A 21410-nucleotide genomic window follows, 5' to 3' on the forward strand; every position below is an offset into this window, starting at 1 on the left:
GGCACTTTCGCTTTCAAGATCTACTATGCGGGCGAACCTTCGCGAAAGAGCGAGGTTAGCCCGCCGACCTCAAATGGGTGTGTCGTTTGGGACAGCCGACAATCGTGAGCAACGTGCTTATCTGGCACGGCGAGAAGTCACTGGCGCGCCGACCGAACGAGCAGCAGCACGTGGACGGGCCGAACGCCGATTCGAGTCCCCGCGTGCCTGCCCGCGGTCACCTCGACCACCGGCCAGCCGAGCGCGGTCACACCCACGATCGGACCAGCAGCGTCACGATCCAGCTCCAACGCAATCGGGTCCAGGGCCACGACATCGCCGAGCCGAACAGCACTCCCGTCCGCGGCGACCCAGAAGGTAGGGCTGCTCATCGGTCCCCTCCGAGATCTTGGCGCAGGAAGTCGGCAACGGTACACAGCACCCCCGTCGAGGCCGTCCACGCGTGTGCAGCGTTGAACTCGGCGACGTCGTACCTCAGCCGTTCAGCAAGGGTGAATTCGGCGGTGTCCTCGTCAGCCCATGTCGACCGACCTGACACCTCGCTCCATCGACTCATGGAAGAAATGCTGTGTCGCAAATGGAGACGTTCACGCCTCCGACGTGCCACGATCCAGGGACGTCTACGAAAGGTCCCCTCGTGGCTCGCAACGAAGCGCTCCGCACCGCGCTGGGCTCGGCCGGCCTCACAACGGTCGACCTTGCGACGACGCTCGCCGTCGATCCGAAGACCGTCGAACGGTGGGTGAGCAAGGGCAGGCTCCCCCATCCCCGGCACCGTGTTAAGACGGCCGAGGTCTTGAGGGAAGATGTAGGCATGTTGTGGCCCGAAGCGGTCCGCCGCTCGGTGAAGCTCGGCGCGGATCGGGAAATGATCGCGGTGTACCCGCGCCGCTTGGACCTGCCCCGATCGCTGTTCGGCGACCTCATCGGCTCCGCCACCAGCCGACTGTGGTTCGGCGGGTACACCTCCTACTTCGTCTGGCTCGATGTCGAGGGCGCAGGCCACGTGCTGGCAAGCAAGACCGCATCCGGCGCAGACGTACGCTTCCTCCTCGGCGACCCGAACAGCGTCGTCACCCGGCACCGCGAAGAGATCGAAGCCACTCCCCTGACGATCTCCACCCGCATCGCCATGACCCGCGCCGAGCTGACCAAGCACGAGGTGGGAGCAGCCGTCCGGCTCTCCGACCGCCACATCGCGATGTCGGTATGGGTATTCGACGACGACATGCTCGTCTCGACGCACATCGGCGACGGCCTGGGACAGGACTCCGTCACCATGCACCTGCGCCGACGCCAGACCGGCGGCGCATTCGACCGCTACGCCGACCACTTCGAGCAACTCTGGGCCGTCGCACCCGACGAATGACCCCAGGTTCCACAGCCACGCTCGTACCCAGTCACAAAAGCCGTTGACCTTGACGTTACGTCAACTTCTACCGTGGGCTCACCGACGAGATACGGGAGGCGCGGGCGATGGAGTGGTCGATCCAGGACGTGGCACGGCTGGCCGGAACGACGAGCCGGACCCTGCGCCACTATGGCGACCTGGGCCTGCTCACACCCAGCCGGGTCGGCGGCAACGGCTACCGCTACTTCGACCAGGACTGCCTGGTACGCCTGCAGCGCATCCTGCTGCTCCGCGAACTGGGCCTGAGCCTCCCGGTGATCGCCGAAGTGATCAACGGGGCGCAGCGGGACACCGTAGCCGCCCTCCGCACCCACCTGGACCTGCTCGAACAGGAACGCGAGCGGATCGGCCGCCAGATCGAGTCGGTGAAGACCACGCTGCGCAAGACAGAGGAAGGCGAGCAGCTCATGGCAGAGGAAGTATTCGACGGCTTCGACCACACGCAGTACGAGCAGGAGGTGACGCAGCGCTGGGGCCGCGAGGCCTACGAGCAGGGCGACCGCTGGTGGCGCTCGCTCAGCGACGCCGAGAAGGCCGCGTTCAAGCAGCAGCAGGTCTACATCGCGAAGGCCTTCGCAGCAGCCCACCTGGCCGGTTTGGCTGCCGACGGCGACGTGGTGCAGGCGATCACTCGGCGCCATTACGACTGGCTGTCGATCTCCCCGAGCCCCACCAAGGGCCACTTCATCGCGCTGGGCGAGATGTACGTCGACGACCCGCGCTTCACCGACGCGTACGACCGGCACGGCGCCGGCACGGCGATCCTGGTCCGTGACGCGATGAAGGTCTTCGCCGAGCGGAACCTCGACGACTGACAAAGACGCCGCCTGGCGGGACAGGGTCCAACCCTGGCCCGCCAGGCACAGCTTCAAACGCCGCCGTCGCGTTCGGTGTCGGCCCGGGTGAAGAACCAGGTCGGCAGGCGGGTGACTCCGGCGAAGGCGGCCGAGGCCGCGACCATGGCCACGCCCAGTCCGAAATGCAACGGAACGTCACACAAGTGGATCACCGCCAGCGCGACGACAAGTCCCACCAGCGCACCGCCGGCGGCCTGCCGATGATGCCGCACACGGGCGTTGAAGGACGGCAGCAACAGCCCGACCAGGACGAGCATCTGCCCGAAGCCGGTGTACCACTGCCATCGACCGTCGAACAACGACTGGATACCGCTGACCAGAACAGTCATGACCAGGTACAGCAGAGCGGTCTGCACCAGCAGCGGGTGAAATCCGACCGTCCCGGAGGGCGTCCTGCCGGAGCCGGCGAGTACCGAACGAAACCGCGTCCCCCGCGGCGTTGGCTGCATTCGCGCGAGAGTAGCCGACGTCGGCCACCCGGCGAAGGCCGTCAGGGCCACCGACGGTCTACGCGGCGGGGTAGGGTGCGTTCCCGCCCGCACAGCGATACCGGATAGGCACGCATACCTTGAACGAGCAGAGCAGCGACATCACAGCGGCGCGCCCGCCAAGGACTCGCCGCAAGATCTGGTACTTCGCGGCATTCGCGGTGCTCGTCGCGGTGGGGGTCGTCGCGGCGGTGTACGCCGGCCAAAGGCCCCTGGGTGAGGAACTCGCGACGGGCGCGGCGTCCGGCTGGTATGCCGCCAAGGATGTCGGCACGACGTTCACCGACGGCCTCAACATCATCACGGTGACTCCGCAGGCTCACGGGCCGCTGCGCCTCATCTCGGCCAAGCCGCTCATGGACGACGGCAAGACCCTGCGGGTGGTGGGGGTCCTGGCGCGTGTCATCCCACGCATGCTGCCGCCGAACTCCACGAGCGGCGGGCTTCAACAGTCCCCCGGCTTCCCTCCGACGCTGCCCGACGCGGCGGGCGGCGTACCCGTCGAAGGCCTCGTCGTGCAGCCACCCGAGCAGGGCGAAGACCTCTGGATCGAAATCCAGATCGGGTACGAGGTGATGGCGCCCGGCCGTTCCACGCGCCACGGCGTCGAGCTGGTCTACGAGTACGAGGGCGCCGAGCGCAAGGCGGTCATCCCCAGCTACCTCGCGATCTGCGCGCCCGCCACGGTCGCGTGCGACCCGGAGTACGACGAGTAGCCGCCGACCGCTTCAGTCGAGCGGCGGCAGGTCCACGGAGAGCACCCGGGCGCGCACCTGGAAACCGACGCTGTCGTACATCCTGCGGGCGGGGTTGCTGTCGGCGACCTCCAGCCCGAGCCGCCGCAGCCCCGCCGCGCGCGAACCGTGCATCGCGTGCACCAGCAGCGCCCGCCCGAGCCCCAGGCCCTGGGCCCGTGGCGCGACACCCAGGTTGAGGATCCAGGCGCATTCGTCCTCGGTCCACGGCACCGGCCCCGCGCACAGCACGTGGCCGGCGCTGCGACCGTCCGGCCCGACGACCCGCGCGCAGGCCTCGGCCAGCGGCGGCACCGGCTCACCGCGCTCGAACATGCCCCGGATCTCCTTGGTGTCACTGTCCTGCCACCGGCCGTCGGGATGCTCCGGGCCGTATGCGGCCGCGAGGCCTTCGGCCAGGTCGTCGTCCCAGCCGCCCTCCCGCAGCGACCAGCCCTCGGGCAGAGCCGGAAGAGGCGGGAGCACGGCGAGGTCGTGGCGCATGTCGGTGGCGGCCCGGCGCAGCCGCAACCCGCCGTCGACCAGCGCACGGGCGAGCGCGTCGTCGGGTGTGGTCAGCCGGCGTCCGGCCAGCTCACGGCGTGCCTGCGCGGCGACCTGGGCGAGGTCCGCGCCGGGCAGGGGCCGCACCCGCTCCGCGAGCAGGGTGCCGTCGTCGTCGCGCAAGCTCAGGTAAGCGAGCGGGGTGCCGTCGTCGGCGTGCAGCAGGGTGGCGTCGGTCTCGGTGCGCAGTGGCATCCGGGCACCCTATCCGGTTGATCTTCAGCGGTGCAGCTCAGTTTCGGCCGTCGGGGGCCGTCAGCCAGGCGCGGATGCCGTCGAAGGCGGTCGGGCCGTTGTCGTCGACGACGTCGCGGGCGAGGTCGGCGACGGTCGTCTCGCGCAGCGCGGCGCGCCAGGCGCGGTCGGCGACGCCCATGGCGCGGGAGATCGGGCAGGGCTTGGTGCAGGCCTCGGCGGGGGTGGCGAGCGGTCCGCGCTGGCGGATCTCGGTGCACAGGAAGGTGGGCTGCGCGCCGTCGACCGCTTCGACGATGTCGAGCAGCGTGATGTCCTCGGGTGCCCTGGTCAGGACGTATCCGCCCGATTTGCCCTGGACCGACCGCACCAGACCGGCCCGCGAAAGTCCCTGGAGCTGCTTCGCTAGATACGTGCCGGACACGTCGTGCAGCTCGGCCAGGCGCGCGGCGGGCACCGGGCGGTCTGCGGCGGTGAGCACGACGCAGCAGTGCAGGGCCCATTCGACGCCTGAGGACAATTTCACAACTCCCAGTGTACTTGACCCGGACACGTTTTATCCGAGTAGAGTCTCGGACAAGAATCATCCGAGTTTGCGAACGGAGAAGCACCATGAAGATCGTCATCATCGGCGGCACCGGCCTCATCGGCAGCAAGGTGGCCGAGCGGCTGCGCGCGGCAGGTCACGACGTGCTGGCCGCCTCGCCCAGCAGCGGCGTGGACACCATCACCGGCGCCGGTCTGGACGACGCGCTCAAGGGCGCGGACGTGGTCGTCGACGTGGCCAACGGGCCGAACTTCGAGGACAACGCGATCATGGAGTTCTTCCGGACCTCCACCGGCAACGTGATGGCCGCCGAGAAGGCCGCCGGGGTCGGGCAGCACGTGGCACTGTCGATCGTCGGCGCGGACCGCATCCCGGACAGCGGCTACATGCGCGCGAAGGTCGCCCAGGAGGACCTGGTAAAGGCCGCGGGCGTGCCGTACACCATCGTGCGGGCGACCCAGTTCTTCGAGTTCACCAGCGCGATCGCGCACGGCGGCAGCCGCGGCGAGGCGATCCACCTGCCCTCGGCGATGATGCAGTCGATCGCGGCCGACGACGTCGCCGCCGCCGTGGCCGACGCCGCGATGGCCGCCCCGGCCAACGGCACGTACGACATCGCCGGGCCGGACAAGATCCGCCAGGACGACATGGTGCGCCAGATGCTGGCCGCCGACGGCGATGCGCGCGAGGTGATCACCGACCCCTCGGCGACCTACTTCGGCGCGGCCGTGACCGACACGTCCCTGGTGCCGCTCGGCGACGCCCGCATCGGAAAGATCAACTACGCGGACTGGCTGGCCGCCCGCCCCGCCGCCTGAGAGCCCGCGCCGTGCGCACGCCGGTCCACCGGGCGTGCGCACGGCGGCTCATGAGAACACCGCAAGGAGCTGACATCGTCATGCCATCCACCGACCTCTCCTTCGCCGACCGGGTCGTCATCGTGACCGGGGCGGGATCGGGCATCGGCCGCGCCACGGCGCTCGCGTTCGCCGAGCACGGCGCGCACGTGCTCGGCGTTGGACGGCGCGCGCAGGCCCTGGAAGAGACGGCCCGCCAACATCCCGGCGTCGTGCCGCTGGCGATCGACGTGCGCGCCCCGCACGCCGCCGACACCGTCGCCGCGGCCGCCGCCGACCGGTGGGGACGGATCGACGTGCTGGTCAACAACGCGGGCATCACCGCGCTGATGCCGCTGGCGCAGGCGACCGCGGAGAGCATCACCGACCTGTTCGAGGTCAACGTCACCGCGCCGAGCCTGCTCGCCCGTGCCGCCCTGCCGCACCTGCGGGAACACCGCGGGTCGATCGTCAACGTCTCCAGCACGTACGGGCGGCGGCCGCTGGCGGGCGCGTCCCACTACGCCGCGACCAAGGCAGCCGTGGAGCAGCTCACCCGCAGCTGGGCGCTGGAGCTGGCGGCCGACGGCATCCGCGTCAACGCCGTCGCCCCCGGGCCCACCGAGAGCGAGGCGCTCGGCGCGGCCGGGCTGTCCCCCGAGATGCTCGCCCGGATCAAGCAGCAGGAGGCCGACACCATCCCGCTCGGCCGCCGGGGCGAGCCGCACGAGGTCGCCACGTGGATCCTGCGACTGGCCGACCCGAACGCGGTCTGGCTCACCGGTCAGATCCTGGCCGTCGACGGCGGCCTGGAACTCGTCTGAGCGCACCTGGAGGGATCATGCCTGGCGACGACTACACACCGGGACGCTGCGGGCTGCTGCTCATCGACACCGTCAACGAGGTGTTCGACCCCGGCGGCAAGGGCTACCCGCTGTACCAGGCCGAGTTCGAGCGGATCGGCACCTTCGGCAACCTGCGCCGGCTGCTGGCCGGGGCCCGGGAGCGGGACGTGCCGGTGTTCTTCTCGGGGATGTCCTACACCGAGCAGGAGTACGCGAGCTGGGGCCGCCTGACCGGCATCCACCGGGCGATGTTCGACAACCGGCTGTTCGAGGCCGGCAGCTGGAACACCGAGTTTCATCCCGACCTGTCGCCGGGGCCCGGTGAGGTCGCGCTCGCGCCGCACAAGAACATCGACGTGTTCGCCAGCACCGACCTGGACGCGCAGCTGCGCCACCACGGTGTGGAGTTCTTCGCCGTCGCCGGGATGATCGGCTCGATGTGCGTCGAGTCGACCGCCCGCAGCGCGATGGAACGCGGCTACCACGTGACGACCATTCCCGACGCCACCGCCTCCGACGCCGGGCCGGCCGCGTACGACGCCATGGTGGCGCGGTACCCGCTGTTCTCGCACGCGACGCTCACGGTTGACGAGTACCTGCGGGCGCTCGACGCGGCCCGCCGCTGACCCGGGCCCGTCCGGGCGCGGTGATACGGTCCGTGCCGCAGCGCGGCGGCAGTCCCGCGCCGGACGGCGGAGGCGGCATGGACGACGCGACCACACTGGACACGTTGCTGTCCGGTGAACCCTCGACCGAGGCATGGGCGCGGGCCGTGCCGCTGCTCGAACGCGCGTCCGCCGACGTCCTGGCTGAGGTGGCCGGGCGGTTGCTCGACTGGCCCGCGCGGTGCCGGCCGATGCCCGATCACTGGTGGGACGAGCAGCGCGCCGGGCGGCATCGGCCCTGGCATCGAACGGCGGCCTGGCGTGAACTCGGCGACCTCGACCATGTGCAGACCGGCGGTTCCCCGCGATTCCCTGCCGAAGTCGACGACTTCGCGAGCTTCGGCGAGGGGGCTGTGTCGGTGGCCTGCCCACCCGACCCGGCCTGGCTGGTGCTGGGCGCGGCAGCCGAGTGGCACCACAACGGCGGCGACATCGTGGTCTGGGGAACCGGCCCACAGGTTCCCAGCCGGATGCTCCTCGACGGCAGCGCTTTCCATGACGAGGCGCTGGACGTGCAGGTGAGCCCGGACGGCTCGGTCGCGGTCGCGTCGGTCGAGGGCCGCCTGCACGCCTGGCGGACCCCCGCCGGCGACGAGCTGTGGCAGCTCGACCTCGGTCCGGCACAGGAGTCGGTCGACAGCTTCGACATGGTCGGCATGACGACCCGGATCGGCTTCAGCGGCGACGGCCGCCGCGTCGCGGCCGGATCCGTGGCCCGCGGGCTGCGCGTGATCGACACCGCGACCGGGCACGTCCTGCTCACGCAGGAGGTCGCCGACTGCGGCCCGGTGGCCCTCGACCACGCGGGACGGCTGCTGGCCCATGCCGGCGAAGCCGGCGCGATCGTGGTACGCGACACCGCCTCCGGCGCGTTCACCAGCCACGACACGGGACTGTCGACGGTGAACGCGGTGGCGTTTGCGGTGGACGGCAGCGGACTGCTCGCCGCAGGCAGCGACGCGGCAGCGGACGCCGTGGCCGCGGTGCTGCTCACCCTCGACGGAGACCGGGTCGTCGAGAGCCGGCTCATCCGGCCGGAAGGCCTGCCGGCGGACATGTCCGCGCGGTCGCCGCTGGCCGCGATATGCACCCGGTGCGTGTGGGGCGGGCACGGCCCCCTGGTCCTCGCCGTCGACGACGGCTCCGCGGTGCTGTTCGACAACCGCGGCCGTCTCCTGTGGACCGAGCCCGGCCAGGTCGCCGGGGGCTTCTCCCCCACCGGCGAAGTGCTGACGCTCGTCGGTGACACCGTGACCGCGGTGTTCCTCGACGGGCTCCGGTGACGCGAGGCGGCCACGGTCCGGATCGACAGCGAGCTGTCGAGCACTCCGAACCGTGGCCGCCTGCCGGGGGTGGCGGGACACCCGCGCCACCCCCGGTCACCGACCGGCCGTCAGCCGATCGTCAGTTCTTCTTCCACACGAAAAACCGGATGGTGCTGGTGTTGTTGTCCGGGTTCGGGTCCGGCGTGGTGCTGGACACCGTGGCGGTGTTGACCAGCTCGCCCTCGGCGCGCACCTTCAGCTTGATCGGGAGGACGAGCGTGCTGCCCGCCGCCAGGCTGTCGGCCGTACACGTGATGACGTGGTCCTGGCCCGAGTCGTAGGTGCAGGCGGACGGCAGCGACTCCACCCCGACCTTGTCGGGGCGCAGCGGCAGCGAGTCGAGCACCGTGATGTTCTGCGCGTCCGACGGGCCGAGGTTGCGGACCGTCAGCGTGAGCAGCACGATGGTGCCCTTGTCCTTCTTGTCGCCGCTGAGCGCGGCCGCCTCCTGCTGCCAGGTCTGCGTCGCCGCGGCCTCGATGGCGAGGTCCGCGGAGGTCTCCACCGCGGTCGTCGTGGTGAAAGTGTTGTTGTCGGTGTTCGGGTCTGGGGTCGGCGAGGACACCACCACCGTGTTGGTCAGCGTGCCGTCCGGCACGTCCGCGCCGACCGCCACGGTCAGCGTGAACTGCCGCTCGCCCTGCGGGAACGTGCCGAGCGCGCAGACCACCTCACCGGGCTCGTCCGCGGTGCACACGGCGTCGCCGCTGCTGCTCACGAACGTCGTGCCGGCCGGCAGCGTGTCGGTCACCACGACCGCCTGCGCGTCCGACGGGCCCGCGTTGGCGACGGTGACGGTGTACTTCAGCTCGTCGCCTGCGGTCACCGGGTCCGGCGTGCCGGACTTGGTCACCGACAGGTCGGCCGAGGCGGTCACCTCGGTGGGCACGCTCGCCCGCACGTCGCTGTTGTCCGGATCGGCGGTCGCCCCGGACACGATGGCCTCGTTGAACAGGATCGTGCCCGGCACCAGGTCCGCGGCGACGTGGCCGACGACGGTGATGGTCGCGCTCGCGCCGCTGGCGAGGTTGCCCAGGCCGCACTCCAGCCGGCCGCCGTTGGGCTGGCCGTTGGTGCAGGAGCCGACCGAGGGCGACACCGAGACGAAGGTGACCCCGGCGGGCATGGTGTCCCGCACGACCACGTCACGAGCCGTCGACGGGCCGCTGTTGGTCACCGTGATGAGGTAGGTGAGGTCGGTGCCCGCGTCGGCGGTCGCGTCGCCGGTCTTGGTCAGGCTCAGGTCCGCCGAGCCGACGAAGTCGACGCGGCCGGTCGCCTGGTTGTTGCCCTTCTCCGGGTCTGCGGTCGTGCTGCGTACCGTGGCGACGTCGTTGATCTGGGCCACGTCCGCCGCCGTCACGACGACCCGCACGACGCCCCGCGTGCCGGCCGGGACCGTGCCCAGCGTGCAGTTGAGGGTGAGGTCGCGGATCGGCCCCGTCGGCGTCGCCGAGCAGGTCCCCGGGCTCACTCGCACCCGGGACACCTCGAACGGCGCGGCGGAGGTGAGCACGTCGGTCAGCGTCACGTTCTGGGCGTCCGACGGGCCCAGGTTGTCGACGTAGATGTCGCAGTAGCCCTCGGTGTTCGCCGGGGCGGGCACGTCGGGCTTGCAGATCTTGGTGACCGACAGGTCGGCGGCAGTGGCGACCCGCGTCGTGACGGTCGCGGTGCTGTCCGTCTCGTCCTGCGGGCTGGTGACCGTCGCCGTATTGGTGAGGGTGAGACCGGTGAAGCTCGCGGGGACGCGGACCTGGATGACGAGCTGGATCGTCTGGCCGGTGGCCATCGGGCCCAGGCCGCAGGTCAGCGTGCCCGCGTTGTTCTGGCACGGGATCGAGCTGGCCAGGAACTCCACGCCCGTGGGCAGCACGTCCGTGACGCCTACCCGGAGCGCGGGGGCCCCGCTGTTGGTGACGGTGATCGTGTAGGTGATCTCCTCACCGGCGAGGACCGTTTCCGGCGTACCCACCTTCGTGATGGCCAGGTCGGCCAGTTGCGCCCGGGCGACGGCGCGCGTGGTGCCCGCGCCCTTGCTGATGATGGTCATCGCGTGCGGCAGGCCGCGTACCGGCACGGACCGGTCGACTCCCGCCTGCTGGTTCGCGACCGCGCGACCGGTCGGGCCGGCGCCCGACGCGGCCGCTGGTGCGGCGAGCACCGCGAGTCCGCCGGCCATGGCCAGCGCGACGTGCGCGGTGATGAGACGTCTACGAGACAACGGTGTCCCCCTGTCCTGGTTGATCTGGGTGCGTCACCCAATTCATCAACGCGCCAGGGTTACTTTGCGTAAGGGGTTAACTACTTTATGAAGCCGAATGGCGGGCGCGTACCAGCCTGTCGGCCCTATGCCGACGGTCGTTGCCTGCGGCCGGCTTCGAGCAGCTCGATCATCTCGGCGATCCGCTGCGGGCGCTGCTCCGGCCGGCGCAGAGGAAGCGGGCCCCGGACGATCGCCGTCCGGGGCCCGCTTCACGCCGTGGCGGTCACACCGTGCCGCGGCCTCGCACGCCGGCGATCAGCGCGACGCCGAGGGCGGCCAGGCCGACCTGGAAGACGAGTTCGATCCAGTCGATGCCGTCCGTGACGGCGACGCCGACGGCCTGCGCGATCGCGGTGCCGATGATGGCGGCGACGATGCCGACCACAATGGTCAGCCAGATCGGCAGGCTCTGCCGGCCGGGCACGACCAGGCGGCCGAGCGCGCCGATGACGAGGCCGACGATGATGGCCGAGATGATACCGGCGACGGTCATGGTGTGCTCCTCTATGCGCGAGTCGGGGGTTGCTCCGCGTCACTTGGCTGCCCCGATCTCCGCCGCGCCAAACCTCGCCCCGCCCGGCGGGCTCCGGGGTGCCGAGGTTCGCCAACCCGGCCCGCGGCCATGCCGTTTCCATCAGGATGGGGGGTGGCTCCACGGGGGTGGGGGTCGAGCTGGAGGAAGGGACGACACGATGGCGGAGCACATGAGCAGCGGGAGCCCGGCCGGCCGAGGGCACGACCACTCGGACATGGCCGGCGATATCGACACGATGACCGTCAACCAGCTCCGCGGCTGGCTCAAGGACCACGGCGTGACCGGGACCTCGGGCATGCGCAAGGAGGAGCTGGTCAAGGCGGCGGTGAAGACCATGCGTTCCGACCAGGGCACCATGTCGGCGAGCATCGCCACCGGCAAGAAGAGCACCGGTGCGAGCCCGGCGAGCGGCGCGGCCCACAAGACCGGCGGCAAGAAGACGGCCCAGCCCGGCACGACGGCGCGCGCCGAAAGCTCCGGCCGGGCGGGCGAGACGGCCTGGGAAGGCCGCCACGACGACGTGATCGACCTGCTGCTGAGCCACCACGAGCAGATCAAGCAGCTGTTCGGGCAGGTCGGCCGTACGCAGGGCGAGCAGAAGCAGCAGGCCTGGCAGCAGCTGGTGCGCCTGCTGGTGATCCACGAGAACATCGAGCAGCAGCTGGTGCACCCGCTGGCCGCTCGGCGGCTGCCCGACGGCGAGGACCTGATCGAGTCGCGGCTGCAGGAGGAGCAGCAGGCCACCGAGGACCTGTCCCAGCTGTACGAGATGGGCGTCGACCACCCGCAGTTCGACGACCGCCTGATCGAGCTGCGCGACGCGGTCATCGAGCACGCCGAGCTCGAAGAGGACGAGGAGTTCGGCTACCTGCGCGAGAACATGCCCGTCGAGCAGCTGATCGGGATCGCCGCCACGGCCCGCGCGGCCGAGCGGGTCGGACCGGCGTCGCCGGACGCGCACCCGTCGCGCCAGAACGGCTCACCGGCCGCCATCGCCAACCGGGTGCGCGACGCCCTGCGCGACGCCGCGAAGTGACCCGTTCCACCTCGATCGTCTGAATTGCCAGGCACCTGTGCGTATCTTGAGACCTCGTACGCCCAGGTGCCTGGCAAGTCTGCTGATCCTGCGTGGCACGCGCAGGGGGCGGGACTCAGCCCTGGCGGGCCTTCTGGCGCGGGTCGGACTTGTTGATCACAAAGACTGCGCCGTGGCGACGCACCACGATCGAGTTCTGCCGGTTCTTGAGACTGCGCAGTGAGCTTCTGACCTTCATCTGGCACCTGCCCTTTCTGTTCGCCCCATCGACAACCGCCACGATCCGCTCGGCATTCCCGCAGTTCAGGTGGGTACATCGGCTGCTGCGGACGACAAAAGCGGCAAAACGGCATGTTCGGCCGGCGTGGCGCGCGATGATCAGGACTGACGAGACAAAACCGAACGAGGGAGCATCATGAGCACATCGTCCGCGGCGGCAGGCGGCTTCGCCGGACAGCCGGTGCCCGTACAGCCCGTCGACCCCAGCCGGGCGATGGTCGCCGTCACCACCTACCCGGAGTACGGCGACGCCCAGCGCGCCGTGGACTTCCTGTCCGACAACAAGTTCCCCGTCGAGCACGCCGCCATCGTGGGCACCAACCTGCGCATGGTGGAGCAGGTGCTCGGCCGCATGACCACCGGCCGGGCCACGCTGTACGGCGCGGCCGGCGGCGCCTGGTTCGGCCTGTTCATCGGCCTGCTGTTCGGCATCTTCGTGCCGACGAACTGGCTGGCCGTCGTGCTGACCGCGGTGGTGATCGCCGCGATCTGGGGCGCCATCTTCGGCGCGATCGCGCACGCCATGACCCGCGGCAAGCGCGACTTCACGTCCAGCCGTTCACTGCAGGCGAGCGAGTACGCGGTCAGCGTCTCGGCGGAGTACGCCGACCAGGCCCGCCAGGTGCTCGCCCGGCTCACCCCGCCGACGGCCACGGCGGCCTGAGCCGGAGATCAGAACAGCCTGCCCGCCTTGACCTCGGCCGGCTCCTCCAGTTCGAGGAGGAACTGCTTGCGCCGCAGGCCGCCCGCGAATCCGGTGAGGCTGCCGTCGCTGCCGACGACCCGGTGACAGGGCACGATCACCGAGACCGGGTTGCGGCCGACGGCCTGCCCGACCCGCTGCGCCAGGGCCGGGTTGCCCAGCTGCGCGGCGAGCGCGCCGTACGTCGTGGTCTCCCCGTGCGGGATCTCGCGCAGCAGCGCCCACACCCGCTGCTGGAAGTCGTCGCCGTGCAGGGCCACGGGCACGTCGAACGTAGTGCGCCGCCCGTCGAGGTACTCGGCCAGCTCCTCGGCCGTCCTGGCGAAGACCGGATCAGCGGCCGCCTCGACGAACGGGCCGATGGCATCCGCCTTCGGCGGGTACCAGTGCCCGGGGAAGTACAACCCGATCAGGGTGTCGCCGTCGGCGACCACCGTCAGCTCGCCGAGCGCAGTGCCGATCCGGGTGTGCCGTGCGGTCATCGCTCCTGCCTCCGTCCTCGCTCGCCTCAGCCGATCATGTCACCGGGACCGGACGGCAGGCTGGCGGGAAAACGACATCGCGTCCACCCGGCCAGGTCACGGCCACAGGCGATCGGTGCGCCAGCCGTCGTCGGTGCGGCGGTACCGCAGGCGGATGTGCCGCCGCTCGGGGTCGGCCTGCCAGAACTCCACACTCATCGGCTTGAGCAGGTACACGGTGTGGTGCTCGGCGACCAGCCCCGGGTCGGCCTCCAGCCGGGCCTGCGCGGCGGCCAGCTCCGCGGCGAGGTCGGCGGGGTCGTGCAGCACGGTGCTCTGCCGTCCGATCAGGCTCGCCGTACGCGATCCGATCGGCCTGGCCAGGAAGTCCTGGGCGCTGACCTCGGGAACCGCGGGCTGCACCGGCCCCCGGACCCGGATCTGGCGACCCTGCTCGCGCCAGTAGAAGCCGAGCGCGGCCTGCGGGTTGACGCCGAGCTGGGCGCCCTTGGCGCTGATCGACTCGGTGGCGAAGTACAGGCCCTCGGCGTCGAGGTCCTTGAGGATCAGCACCCGCACGTCCGGCAGGCCGTCCGGCCCCGCGGTGGCCAGGGTCATCGCGTGGGGCTCGGACACCCCGGCCGTGATGGCCTCCTGCAGCCAGGCGGCGAGCAGGTCGGCCGGGTCCGGCGCGGCGGCGGCCGGGTCGAAGACGGGCAGCGGACGGGCGAAGACCGGCAGTCCCCGCAGAAGATCACGCATGGACACGAGGTCATTGTCGCGGATCACCCCCGCCGACCAGGGCCCGGGTTCGACGCGGCCACCCGGTCAGTACACGTCCCGCAGGTAGCGCCGGTCCGCCGCCAGCTGCTTGACGTACGCGGCGGCCGCGGCCGGATCGAGCCGGCCGTGCAGTCCGGCGATCTCCCGCAGCGCCGCGTCGACGTCCTTGGCCATCCGGGCGGCGTCACCGCAGACGTAGAAGTGCGCGCCCTCCTGCAGCCACGCCCACAGCTGGGCGCCGTGCTCGCGCATGCGGTCCTGGACGTACACCTTGCTCCGCTGATCCCGCGAAAATGCCAGGTCGAGCCGGGTGAGCACGCCGTCCTCGACGAGTTCGGCCAGCTCGTCGGCGTAGTAGAAGTCGGTGGCCCGGCGCTGCTCGCCGAAGAACAGCCAATTGCGTCCGCGTGCGCCCGTCGCCCGCCGCTGCTGCAGGAACGCCACGAACGGGGCGACGCCGGTGCCCGGACCCACCATGATCATGGGGGTGGCTCCGTCGGCCGGGGGCCGGAAGTGCGGCGTACGCTGCAGGAACACCGGCACGGGCGTGTCCGGCGCGGCATCTGCCAGATAAGACGAGCAGACGCCCTTGCGTGGCTGCCCGCGGTGGTTGCCGAAGCGCACCACCGACACGGTGAGGCTGACCCGGGCCGGGTCCAGCAGCGGCGACGAGGAGATCGAATAGAGCCGGGGCTGCAGGCGCGGCAGGACCGCGACCCAGTCCGCCGCCGCGGCCCGCACGGCGTGCCCGGCCACGACGTCGACGGCCTGCCGGTCCCACGTCCACTTCGCCAGCTCGCCCTTGTTGTCGGGGCGCAGCAGGGTCTTCAGGTGGGCGTCGTGGCTGCGCTCGGCGACGAAGCGCAGCAGGCCGGGCGTGACCCGGGTGATGTCCAACCGCCGCAGCAGCGCCTCGGCCAGCGGCACCGGCCCGCCCACGTCGACGGCCTCGTCCGGGTGCAGCCCGGTCACCGCCAGCCACTCGGTGACCAGGTCGGCGCAGTTGGTCGGCCACACCCCCAGAGCGTCGCCCGCTTCGTAGGCCAGCGCGCCCGCGCTCGTGTCGAAAGTGAAACGGCGCACTTCCTTGGCCGAACCGGCCAGGCTGAGCAGCCGGTTGCCGACCAGCACCGCGGTCAGCGGCTTGGCCTTGCTCGGCGCGGCGTCCGGTCGCGGCGGCGCGTCCAGCACCCCCACCGCCGACCTCCCGGCACGACTGTCCGGCTGCGCGGCCCGAACCGGGCCGCGACGGCTCGTGCCACGCCCGCCCGGCCGGGTGCCGCCAGCGTGGTGGCCCGGTGCCGGACCAGTGCCCGGTGCCGGACCAGTGCCCGGTGTCAGGCCCGTGCCCGGTGCCGTGAAGGCGGCCGGTGCCGTTGCCACGGCCGGCGCCGGACCGCTGGCCGGTGGCCCCGGATCAGCGGCGAGCGCCGCGACGACCAGGTCGAGCCAGGCCAGCGCGGCGGCGTCGTAGTCGGGCTCGCAGTCGACGCGCTCGGCCAGGCGCACCCCGCCGAGCTCGCTCAGCCTGCCGTCGAGGCGGCGGCCGTGGCCGCAGAACTCGGCATAGGACGAATCACCGAACCCGAGCACCGCGTACCGGCGGCCGTCGAGCCGAGGGGCGTCCGGCCGGTCCAGGAAGTCCCAGAAACCGGCCCCGTTGTCCGGGGCGTCGCCGTCGCCGAACGTACTCGTGATCACCAGCAGCGGAGCGTCGCCGGCCGTCAGGTCCGGGGCCGGGCCGTCCATCCCGCGCAGTCGCGCCTGCCAGCCCGCCTCGGCCAGCCGCTGCGCGACCGTCGTCGCGAAGCCTTCGGCGTTGCCGGTCTGCGACGCCCACAGCACCTGCACGTCCCGCGCGGCCGGCAGCGCCCGCTCCGGACCGGCCTGCGACGCCAGTGACAAGGTGCGGGAGAACCTGCCCGCCAGGAAGCCGTTGAGCCACAGCGCCTGGTCGGGGTCGAACGGCGCGTCGCCCGGCAGGCACGGCACCGATCCCGCCCCCGGCGGCGCGGTGTCGACGCCGGACAGGAACCCGGCCAGGTAACGCCGCTGTTCCCGGCTGAACACGGGCGGAGCGAGATCGTCGGCGGCCAGCAGCGAACTCGCGGCGACGTCGGACGGCAGTTCGGTCACCACGTCGTCGGGCAGCCCCTCCCCCGACTCCGGCACGGCCGGGGCGGCCACCTTCGTCAGCGCGACGGCGCAGACCTTCAGCTCCGGCTGGAACGAGAGCGGGTCCACCGCGTCGCTGGTCACGGCGTTGACGCTGAGGTACTCGCCGTAGAGGTCGTTCCAGTGGAACGGGGCGAAGCAGCTGCCGGGCAGGACCCGTGCGGTGACCACGGCCGGGAGCACGGCCCGGCCCCGGCGGGAGGCGACCTCGATCAGGTCTCCGTCGTGCACGTCGAGGTCCGCGGCGTCGGCCGGGTGCAGCTCGACGAACGGCGCGGGATTGAGCCTGCCGAGTTTGGCGACCTTGCCGGTCTTGGTCAGGGTGTGCCACTGGTGCTGGAGCCGGCCGGTGTTCAGCACGAACGGGTAGTCGTCGTCGGGCAGCTCCGCCGCGGGCAGGTGCGGGCGCGGGTGGAACACCGCCCGGCCGCTCGCCGTCGGGAACCTCAGGCGCGGCCGGGTTCCGTCCGCCGTGGGCGGCCCGTCCAGGTAGCGCACCGGGTTGCGGGCCGGGCCGTCCGGGGTGGCGGGCCACTGCACCGGGCTCTGCCGGAGCCGCTCGTAGGTGACGCCGCTCAGGTCGTATCCGGTCTGCGGGTTGGCGAACGCGCGCAGCTCGGCGAAGACCTCCTCGGCGCTGGCGTAGTCGAACGCGTCGGCGTAGCCCATCTCGGCGGCGACGCGCGCGATGAGCTGCCAGTCCGGCAGCGCCTGCCCCGGCGGCGGCACGGCCGCGGACACCAGGGTCAGATTGCGCTCTGAATTGATCATGATGCCGTCGGTCTCGGACCAGGTCGCCGCGGGCAGCACCACGTCGGCGTACGCGTTGGTCTCCGTCTCGGCGTACGCGTCCTGGGTGACGACCAGCTCGGCCGCTTCGAGGCCGGCGATGACGGTGCGCCGGTTGCCGACCGACGCGACCGGGTTCGTGCACATGATCCAGCACGCCTTGATCTGCCCGTCGGCCATCCGCGAGAACATCTCCACGGTGCCCTTGCCGACCTCGGTGCGCAGCGTGCCCGGCGTCAGGCCCCACTGCCGCTCGGTGAACTCCCGGTCGGCCGCGACCAGCACCGAACGCTGGCCCGGCAGCCCCGGCCCCATGTAGCCCATCTCGCGGCCGCCCATCGCGTTCGGCTGACCGGTGAGCGAGAACGGCCCGCTGCCCCGGCGGCCGATCGCGCCGGTCGCCAGGTGCAGGTTGCACAGGGCGTTGGTGTTCCAGGTGCCGTGGGTGCTCTGGTTGAGCCCCATCGTCCAGCAGCTCATCCACTCGCCCGCCGCGCCGATCAGCGCTGCGGCGGCGCGGATGTCCGCCTCCGCCAGGCCGGTGATCCGGGCGACCTCGGCGGGCGGGTAGTCGGCCAGGAACTCCGGCATCGCCGCCCAGCCCTCGGTCTGCTCGGCGATGAAGCGCTCGTCGACGTCACCGGCCTCGACCAGCAGGTGCAGCAGGCCGTTGAGCAGCGCCAGATCGGTGCCCGGGGCGACCTGCAGGAACAGGTCGGCCTTGTCGGCCGTCGCAGTGCGGCGCGGGTCGACCACGATCAGCTTCGCGCCGGCCTTGACCCGGTCCATCATCCGCAGGAACAGGATCGGGTGGCAGTCGGCCATGTTCGAGCCGATGACGAAGAACAGGTCGGCGTGGTCGAAGTCGTCATAGGAGCCGGGCGGGCCGTCCGCGCCCAGCGACAGCTTGTACCCGGTGCCGGCGCTGGCCATGCACAGCCGCGAGTTCGACTCGATCTGGTTGGTGCCGATGAACCCCTTGGCCAGCTTGTTCGCCAGGTACTGCGCCTCCAACGTGAGCTGGCCCGACACGTACAGCGCCACGGCGTCCGGTCCGTGCTCGTCGATGATCCGTCGCAGCCCCTGCGCAGTGCGGCTGATCGCCTCGTCCACGCCCGTGTCCACCGGCTCGGCCCCGCGCGCCGGGCGCACCCGTGCCGCCGCCAGCCGGCCCGGCGCGGCCAGCATCTCGGCGCTGGTGGCGCCCTTGGTGCACAGCCTGCCGTGGTTGGCGGGGTGCTCGCGGTCGCCGGAGACCTTGAGCACGCGGCGTTCGCCGCCGGGGCCCTGCCCGATGTGCAGGATCATCCCGCAGCCGACGCCGCAGTACGAGCACACTGTCCTGATCTGGGACGTCCCAGCACGATCGGTGGACGTCATGCCTGTTCCTCCACGTGTCGGCGAAGGCACCCGGGCGACGCCCCGTGATGCCTCCCGACGGTAGGAACCCACCGTTACCGAGGCGTCACGCCACCCGCCCCTGGACATTACGCGCGCCACACATCCGCAACCAGCTATGTGTGAGTGAGGGTCGCGCACACGACGGCCAAAACGTCGCACAAGCGGTGTGTGTACCACCCGAGGCACATCGCATCGCCCTACACCGATTGACAAAGTTTATAGTCAAAACTAATGTCCATTGATCATCAGCGGTGTCCTGGCGGCCTTGCCGCGCACCGCATCCGGTCGCGCCCACGACTCAGGAGCATCATGTCTGAACAATCGAGCACAGCACGCAGGAGACGATGGCGGGCAGGTCTGGCCGCGGTGGCGAGCGCCGCCGTGGTGACGGGTCTCGGCATGGTCGCGACGGCCAACGCGTACGCCGCGTCCGGATGCCGCGTCGCCTACGCCGCCCCGAGCCAGTGGCCCGGCGGCTTCACCGCCAACGTCGACGTCACCAACCTCGGCGACCCGATCAGCGGCTGGTCCCTGGTCTGGACGTTCCCCTCCGGCCAGCAGGTCACGCAGGCGTGGAACGCCACCGTCACCTCCTCCGGCAGCCAGGTCACCGCGACCAACGTCGGCTACAACGGCACGATCGCGACCAACGGCACCGTCTCGTTCGGCTTCAACGGCTCCTGGTCGGGCACGAACACCAACCCGACCGCGTTCACGCTCAACGGCGTCGCCTGCACCGGCAGCGTCGGCGGCAGCACCCCGCCGCCGTCGAGCCCGAGCCCGTCGCGCAGCACCTCCCCGTCTCCGTCGGTCTCCCCGTCGGCCTCGCCCTCGCCGTCCGGTCCGCCGGCCGTGAACGCGATGGCCGCCGTGGCCGCGATGCAGCCCGGCTGGAACCTCGGCAACTCGTTCGACGCCACCGGCGCCGACGAGACCTCCTGGGGTAACCCGCAGGTCACCGAAGCGCTGCTGGACAAGGTCAAGGCGGAGGGCTTCAAGAGCATCCGCATCCCGGTGACCTGGGGCCAGCACCACGGTTCCGCGCCGAACTACACCATCGACGCCACGTGGCTCGCCCGCGTCAAGCAGGTGGTGGACTGGGCTCTCGCCGACGGCTTGTACGTGATGATCAACATTCACCACGACTCGTGGCAGTGGATCGCCAACATGCCGAGCGACCGCACCACCGTGCTCAACCGGTACAACGCGCTCTGGACGCAGCTGGCAGCCGCGTTCCGGGACTCGTCGACGAAGCTGACCTTCGAGAGCGTCAACGAGCCGCAGTTCACCGGCAGCTCCGGCGACGCGCAGAACGCGCAGCTGCTCAACGAGCTGAACACGTCGTTCCACCGCATCGTGCGCCAGTCCGGCGGCGGCAACGCCACCCGCCTGCTGGTCCTGCCGACCCTGCACACCTCGGCCGACCAGGCCCGCATCGACGAGCTGACCAGCACGTTCACCCAGCTCAACGACCCGAACCTGATCGCCACCGTGCACTTCTACGGCTACTGGCCCTTCAGCGTGAACGTCGCGGGCGGCACCCGGTTCGACGCCACCACCCAGGCCGACCTGGTCGGGCAGTTCGACCGCGTGTACAACGCGTTCGTCGCCCGGAACATCCCGGTGATCATCGGCGAGTACGGCCTGCTCGGCTTCGATCGGCACACCGGCACCATCCAGCAGGGCGAGAAGCTGAAGTTCTTCGAGTACCTCGGCTACTACGCCCGGTCCAAGCAGCTGACCACCATGCTCTGGGACAACGGCCAGCACCTGGGACGCACCTCGCTGGTGTGGAGCGACCCGGAGCTGTTCGCCCAGATCAAGTCGAGCTGGACGACGCGCTCCGGCACCGCGTACGCCGACCAGGTCTTCGTGCCGAAGGCGAGCACGATCACCGCCAAGACACTCGCGCTGAACATGAACGGCACCACGTTCCAGGGCCTGCGCCAGGGCAGCACCGACCTGGTCAGCGGCACCGACTACACGGTGTCCGGGAGCACCCTGACGCTGACCGCGTCCGCGCTGACCCGCCTGGTCGGCAGCCGGGCGTACGGCGTCAACGCGACGCTGCACGCCAGGTTCTCCCAGGGTGTGCCGTGGCGGATCAACATCGTCACGAACGACCCGCCGATCGTGTCCAACGCGACCGGCACCACGGCGTCGTTCGCGGTGCCGACGCAGTTCCGCGGCGACCAGCTCGCCACCATGGAGGCCAAGTACGCCGACGGCACCTTCGCCGGACCGCACAACTGGACCTCGTTCAAGGAGTTCGACGTCACGTTCGCGCCGAACTACACGGCGAACACGATCACGCTGAAGCCCGAGTTCTTCGCCGAGGTCAACGCGGGCTCCCGGGTGACGCTGACGTTCCACTTCTGGAGCGGCACGACCGTCACCTACTACGTCACCAAGGCGACCAGCGGTTCCGTAACCGGCACCACCAGCTGAAACCCCCGCCCCTCCGAACGGCCGGTGGCCCTGCGCCACCGGCCGTTCACCGTCTCATTGCCCTTGA

Annotated in this window: 20 protein-coding genes; 10 read left to right on the forward strand and 10 right to left on the reverse strand. The window is 70.9% G+C overall.

Features of this window, described 5'->3' with window-relative positions; genetic code table 11:
- Window positions 1-137: 137 nt before the first annotated feature.
- The gene (locus tag ACFQO7_RS34620; protein ID WP_376810345.1) at window positions 138-371 is read right to left on the reverse strand and encodes a hypothetical protein; all 234 of its coding nucleotides are present in this window, start codon (window positions 369-371) and stop codon (window positions 138-140) included.
- A gap of 266 nt (window positions 372-637) precedes the next feature.
- Here ACFQO7_RS34620 and ACFQO7_RS34625 point away from each other — a divergent pair, with 266 nt between their 5' ends.
- Window positions 638-1369, forward strand: a complete 732-nt coding sequence (locus tag ACFQO7_RS34625) for an XRE family transcriptional regulator (protein ID WP_376810346.1) — start codon at window positions 638-640, stop codon at window positions 1367-1369.
- Window positions 1370-1476: 107 nt separating this feature from the next.
- On the forward strand, window positions 1477-2226 hold the full coding sequence (locus ACFQO7_RS34630) for a MerR family transcriptional regulator (RefSeq protein ID WP_376810347.1): 750 nt from the start codon (window positions 1477-1479) through the stop codon (window positions 2224-2226).
- 53 nt (window positions 2227-2279) lie between these two features.
- Here the strand turns inward: ACFQO7_RS34630 and ACFQO7_RS34635 are convergent, their stop codons facing one another.
- Complete coding sequence (locus ACFQO7_RS34635) at window positions 2280-2624, reverse strand: hypothetical protein (RefSeq protein ID WP_376810348.1); 345 nt, start codon at window positions 2622-2624, stop codon at window positions 2280-2282.
- 212 nt (window positions 2625-2836) lie between these two features.
- Here ACFQO7_RS34635 and ACFQO7_RS34640 point away from each other — a divergent pair, with 212 nt between their 5' ends.
- Window positions 2837-3472 carry a hypothetical protein gene (locus ACFQO7_RS34640; RefSeq protein ID WP_376810349.1) on the forward strand — a complete coding sequence of 212 codons (636 nt, stop codon included), beginning with the start codon at window positions 2837-2839 and terminating at the stop codon, window positions 3470-3472.
- Window positions 3473-3484: 12 nt separating this feature from the next.
- Here ACFQO7_RS34640 and ACFQO7_RS34645 read toward each other — a convergent pair whose 3' ends face one another.
- Both ACFQO7_RS34645 and ACFQO7_RS34650 read right to left on the reverse strand, forming a co-directional pair.
- Entirely contained in the window at window positions 3485-4249 is a 765-nt protein-coding gene (locus ACFQO7_RS34645) for a GNAT family N-acetyltransferase (RefSeq protein WP_376810350.1), read from the reverse strand.
- Window positions 4250-4286: 37 nt separating this feature from the next.
- Complete coding sequence (locus ACFQO7_RS34650; protein ID WP_376810351.1) at window positions 4287-4775, reverse strand: RrF2 family transcriptional regulator; 489 nt, start codon at window positions 4773-4775, stop codon at window positions 4287-4289.
- A gap of 86 nt (window positions 4776-4861) precedes the next feature.
- Between ACFQO7_RS34650 and ACFQO7_RS34655 the strand changes: the two genes are divergently transcribed.
- From ACFQO7_RS34655 to ACFQO7_RS34670, 4 genes are all read left to right on the forward strand, one after another.
- Window positions 4862-5614, forward strand: a complete 753-nt coding sequence (locus tag ACFQO7_RS34655) for an SDR family oxidoreductase (protein ID WP_376810352.1) — start codon at window positions 4862-4864, stop codon at window positions 5612-5614.
- A gap of 80 nt (window positions 5615-5694) precedes the next feature.
- Entirely contained in the window at window positions 5695-6456 is a 762-nt protein-coding gene (locus ACFQO7_RS34660; RefSeq protein ID WP_376810353.1) for an SDR family NAD(P)-dependent oxidoreductase, read from the forward strand.
- A 17-nt stretch (window positions 6457-6473) separates the two neighbouring features.
- A complete protein-coding gene (locus ACFQO7_RS34665; RefSeq protein WP_376810354.1) occupies window positions 6474-7103 on the forward strand; it encodes a cysteine hydrolase family protein in 630 nt (209 codons plus the stop codon).
- Between the two features lie 77 nt (window positions 7104-7180).
- On the forward strand, window positions 7181-8425 hold the full coding sequence (locus tag ACFQO7_RS34670) for a WD40 repeat domain-containing protein (RefSeq protein WP_376810355.1): 1245 nt from the start codon (window positions 7181-7183) through the stop codon (window positions 8423-8425).
- Window positions 8426-8546: 121 nt separating this feature from the next.
- Here ACFQO7_RS34670 and ACFQO7_RS34675 read toward each other — a convergent pair whose 3' ends face one another.
- Together ACFQO7_RS34675 and ACFQO7_RS34680 are read right to left on the reverse strand one after the other, a co-directional pair.
- Window positions 8547-10691 (reverse strand): hypothetical protein, encoded by a 2145-nt coding sequence (locus tag ACFQO7_RS34675; protein WP_376810356.1) that lies wholly within the window; start codon window positions 10689-10691, stop codon window positions 8547-8549.
- A gap of 265 nt (window positions 10692-10956) precedes the next feature.
- Window positions 10957-11226, reverse strand: coding sequence for a GlsB/YeaQ/YmgE family stress response membrane protein (locus ACFQO7_RS34680; RefSeq protein WP_360541151.1), 270 nt, complete (start codon window positions 11224-11226; stop codon window positions 10957-10959).
- 256 nt (window positions 11227-11482) lie between these two features.
- Between ACFQO7_RS34680 and ACFQO7_RS34685 the strand changes: the two genes are divergently transcribed.
- Entirely contained in the window at window positions 11483-12304 is an 822-nt protein-coding gene (locus ACFQO7_RS34685) for a hemerythrin domain-containing protein (RefSeq protein ID WP_376810357.1), read from the forward strand.
- 115 nt (window positions 12305-12419) lie between these two features.
- On the opposite strand, the gene ykgO is transcribed toward ACFQO7_RS34685, so the two are convergent.
- Entirely contained in the window at window positions 12420-12542 is a 123-nt protein-coding gene (gene ykgO, locus ACFQO7_RS34690) for a type B 50S ribosomal protein L36 (RefSeq protein WP_203692278.1), read from the reverse strand.
- 177 nt (window positions 12543-12719) lie between these two features.
- On the opposite strand from ykgO, the gene ACFQO7_RS34695 reads away from it, so the two are divergent.
- Window positions 12720-13247, forward strand: a complete 528-nt coding sequence (locus ACFQO7_RS34695) for a general stress protein (RefSeq protein ID WP_376810358.1) — start codon at window positions 12720-12722, stop codon at window positions 13245-13247.
- A gap of 8 nt (window positions 13248-13255) precedes the next feature.
- Here the strand turns inward: ACFQO7_RS34695 and ACFQO7_RS34700 are convergent, their stop codons facing one another.
- The 3 genes from ACFQO7_RS34700 to ACFQO7_RS34710 form a co-directional block, all read right to left on the reverse strand.
- A complete protein-coding gene (locus ACFQO7_RS34700; protein WP_376810359.1) occupies window positions 13256-13768 on the reverse strand; it encodes a methylated-DNA--[protein]-cysteine S-methyltransferase in 513 nt (170 codons plus the stop codon).
- A gap of 96 nt (window positions 13769-13864) precedes the next feature.
- Window positions 13865-14509 (reverse strand): pyridoxine/pyridoxamine 5'-phosphate oxidase, encoded by a 645-nt coding sequence (locus ACFQO7_RS34705; RefSeq protein ID WP_376810360.1) that lies wholly within the window; start codon window positions 14507-14509, stop codon window positions 13865-13867.
- Between the two features lie 66 nt (window positions 14510-14575).
- Entirely contained in the window at window positions 14576-18874 is a 4299-nt protein-coding gene (locus tag ACFQO7_RS34710) for a molybdopterin-dependent oxidoreductase (RefSeq protein WP_376810361.1), read from the reverse strand.
- A gap of 330 nt (window positions 18875-19204) precedes the next feature.
- On the opposite strand from ACFQO7_RS34710, the gene ACFQO7_RS34715 reads away from it, so the two are divergent.
- Entirely contained in the window at window positions 19205-21343 is a 2139-nt protein-coding gene (locus tag ACFQO7_RS34715; RefSeq protein ID WP_376810362.1) for a cellulase family glycosylhydrolase, read from the forward strand.
- The last annotated feature ends 67 nt before the right edge of the window (window positions 21344-21410 follow it).

This window comes from Catellatospora aurea (assembly GCF_042663325.1).
Lineage (GTDB): Bacteria > Actinomycetota > Actinomycetes > Mycobacteriales > Micromonosporaceae > Catellatospora > Catellatospora aurea.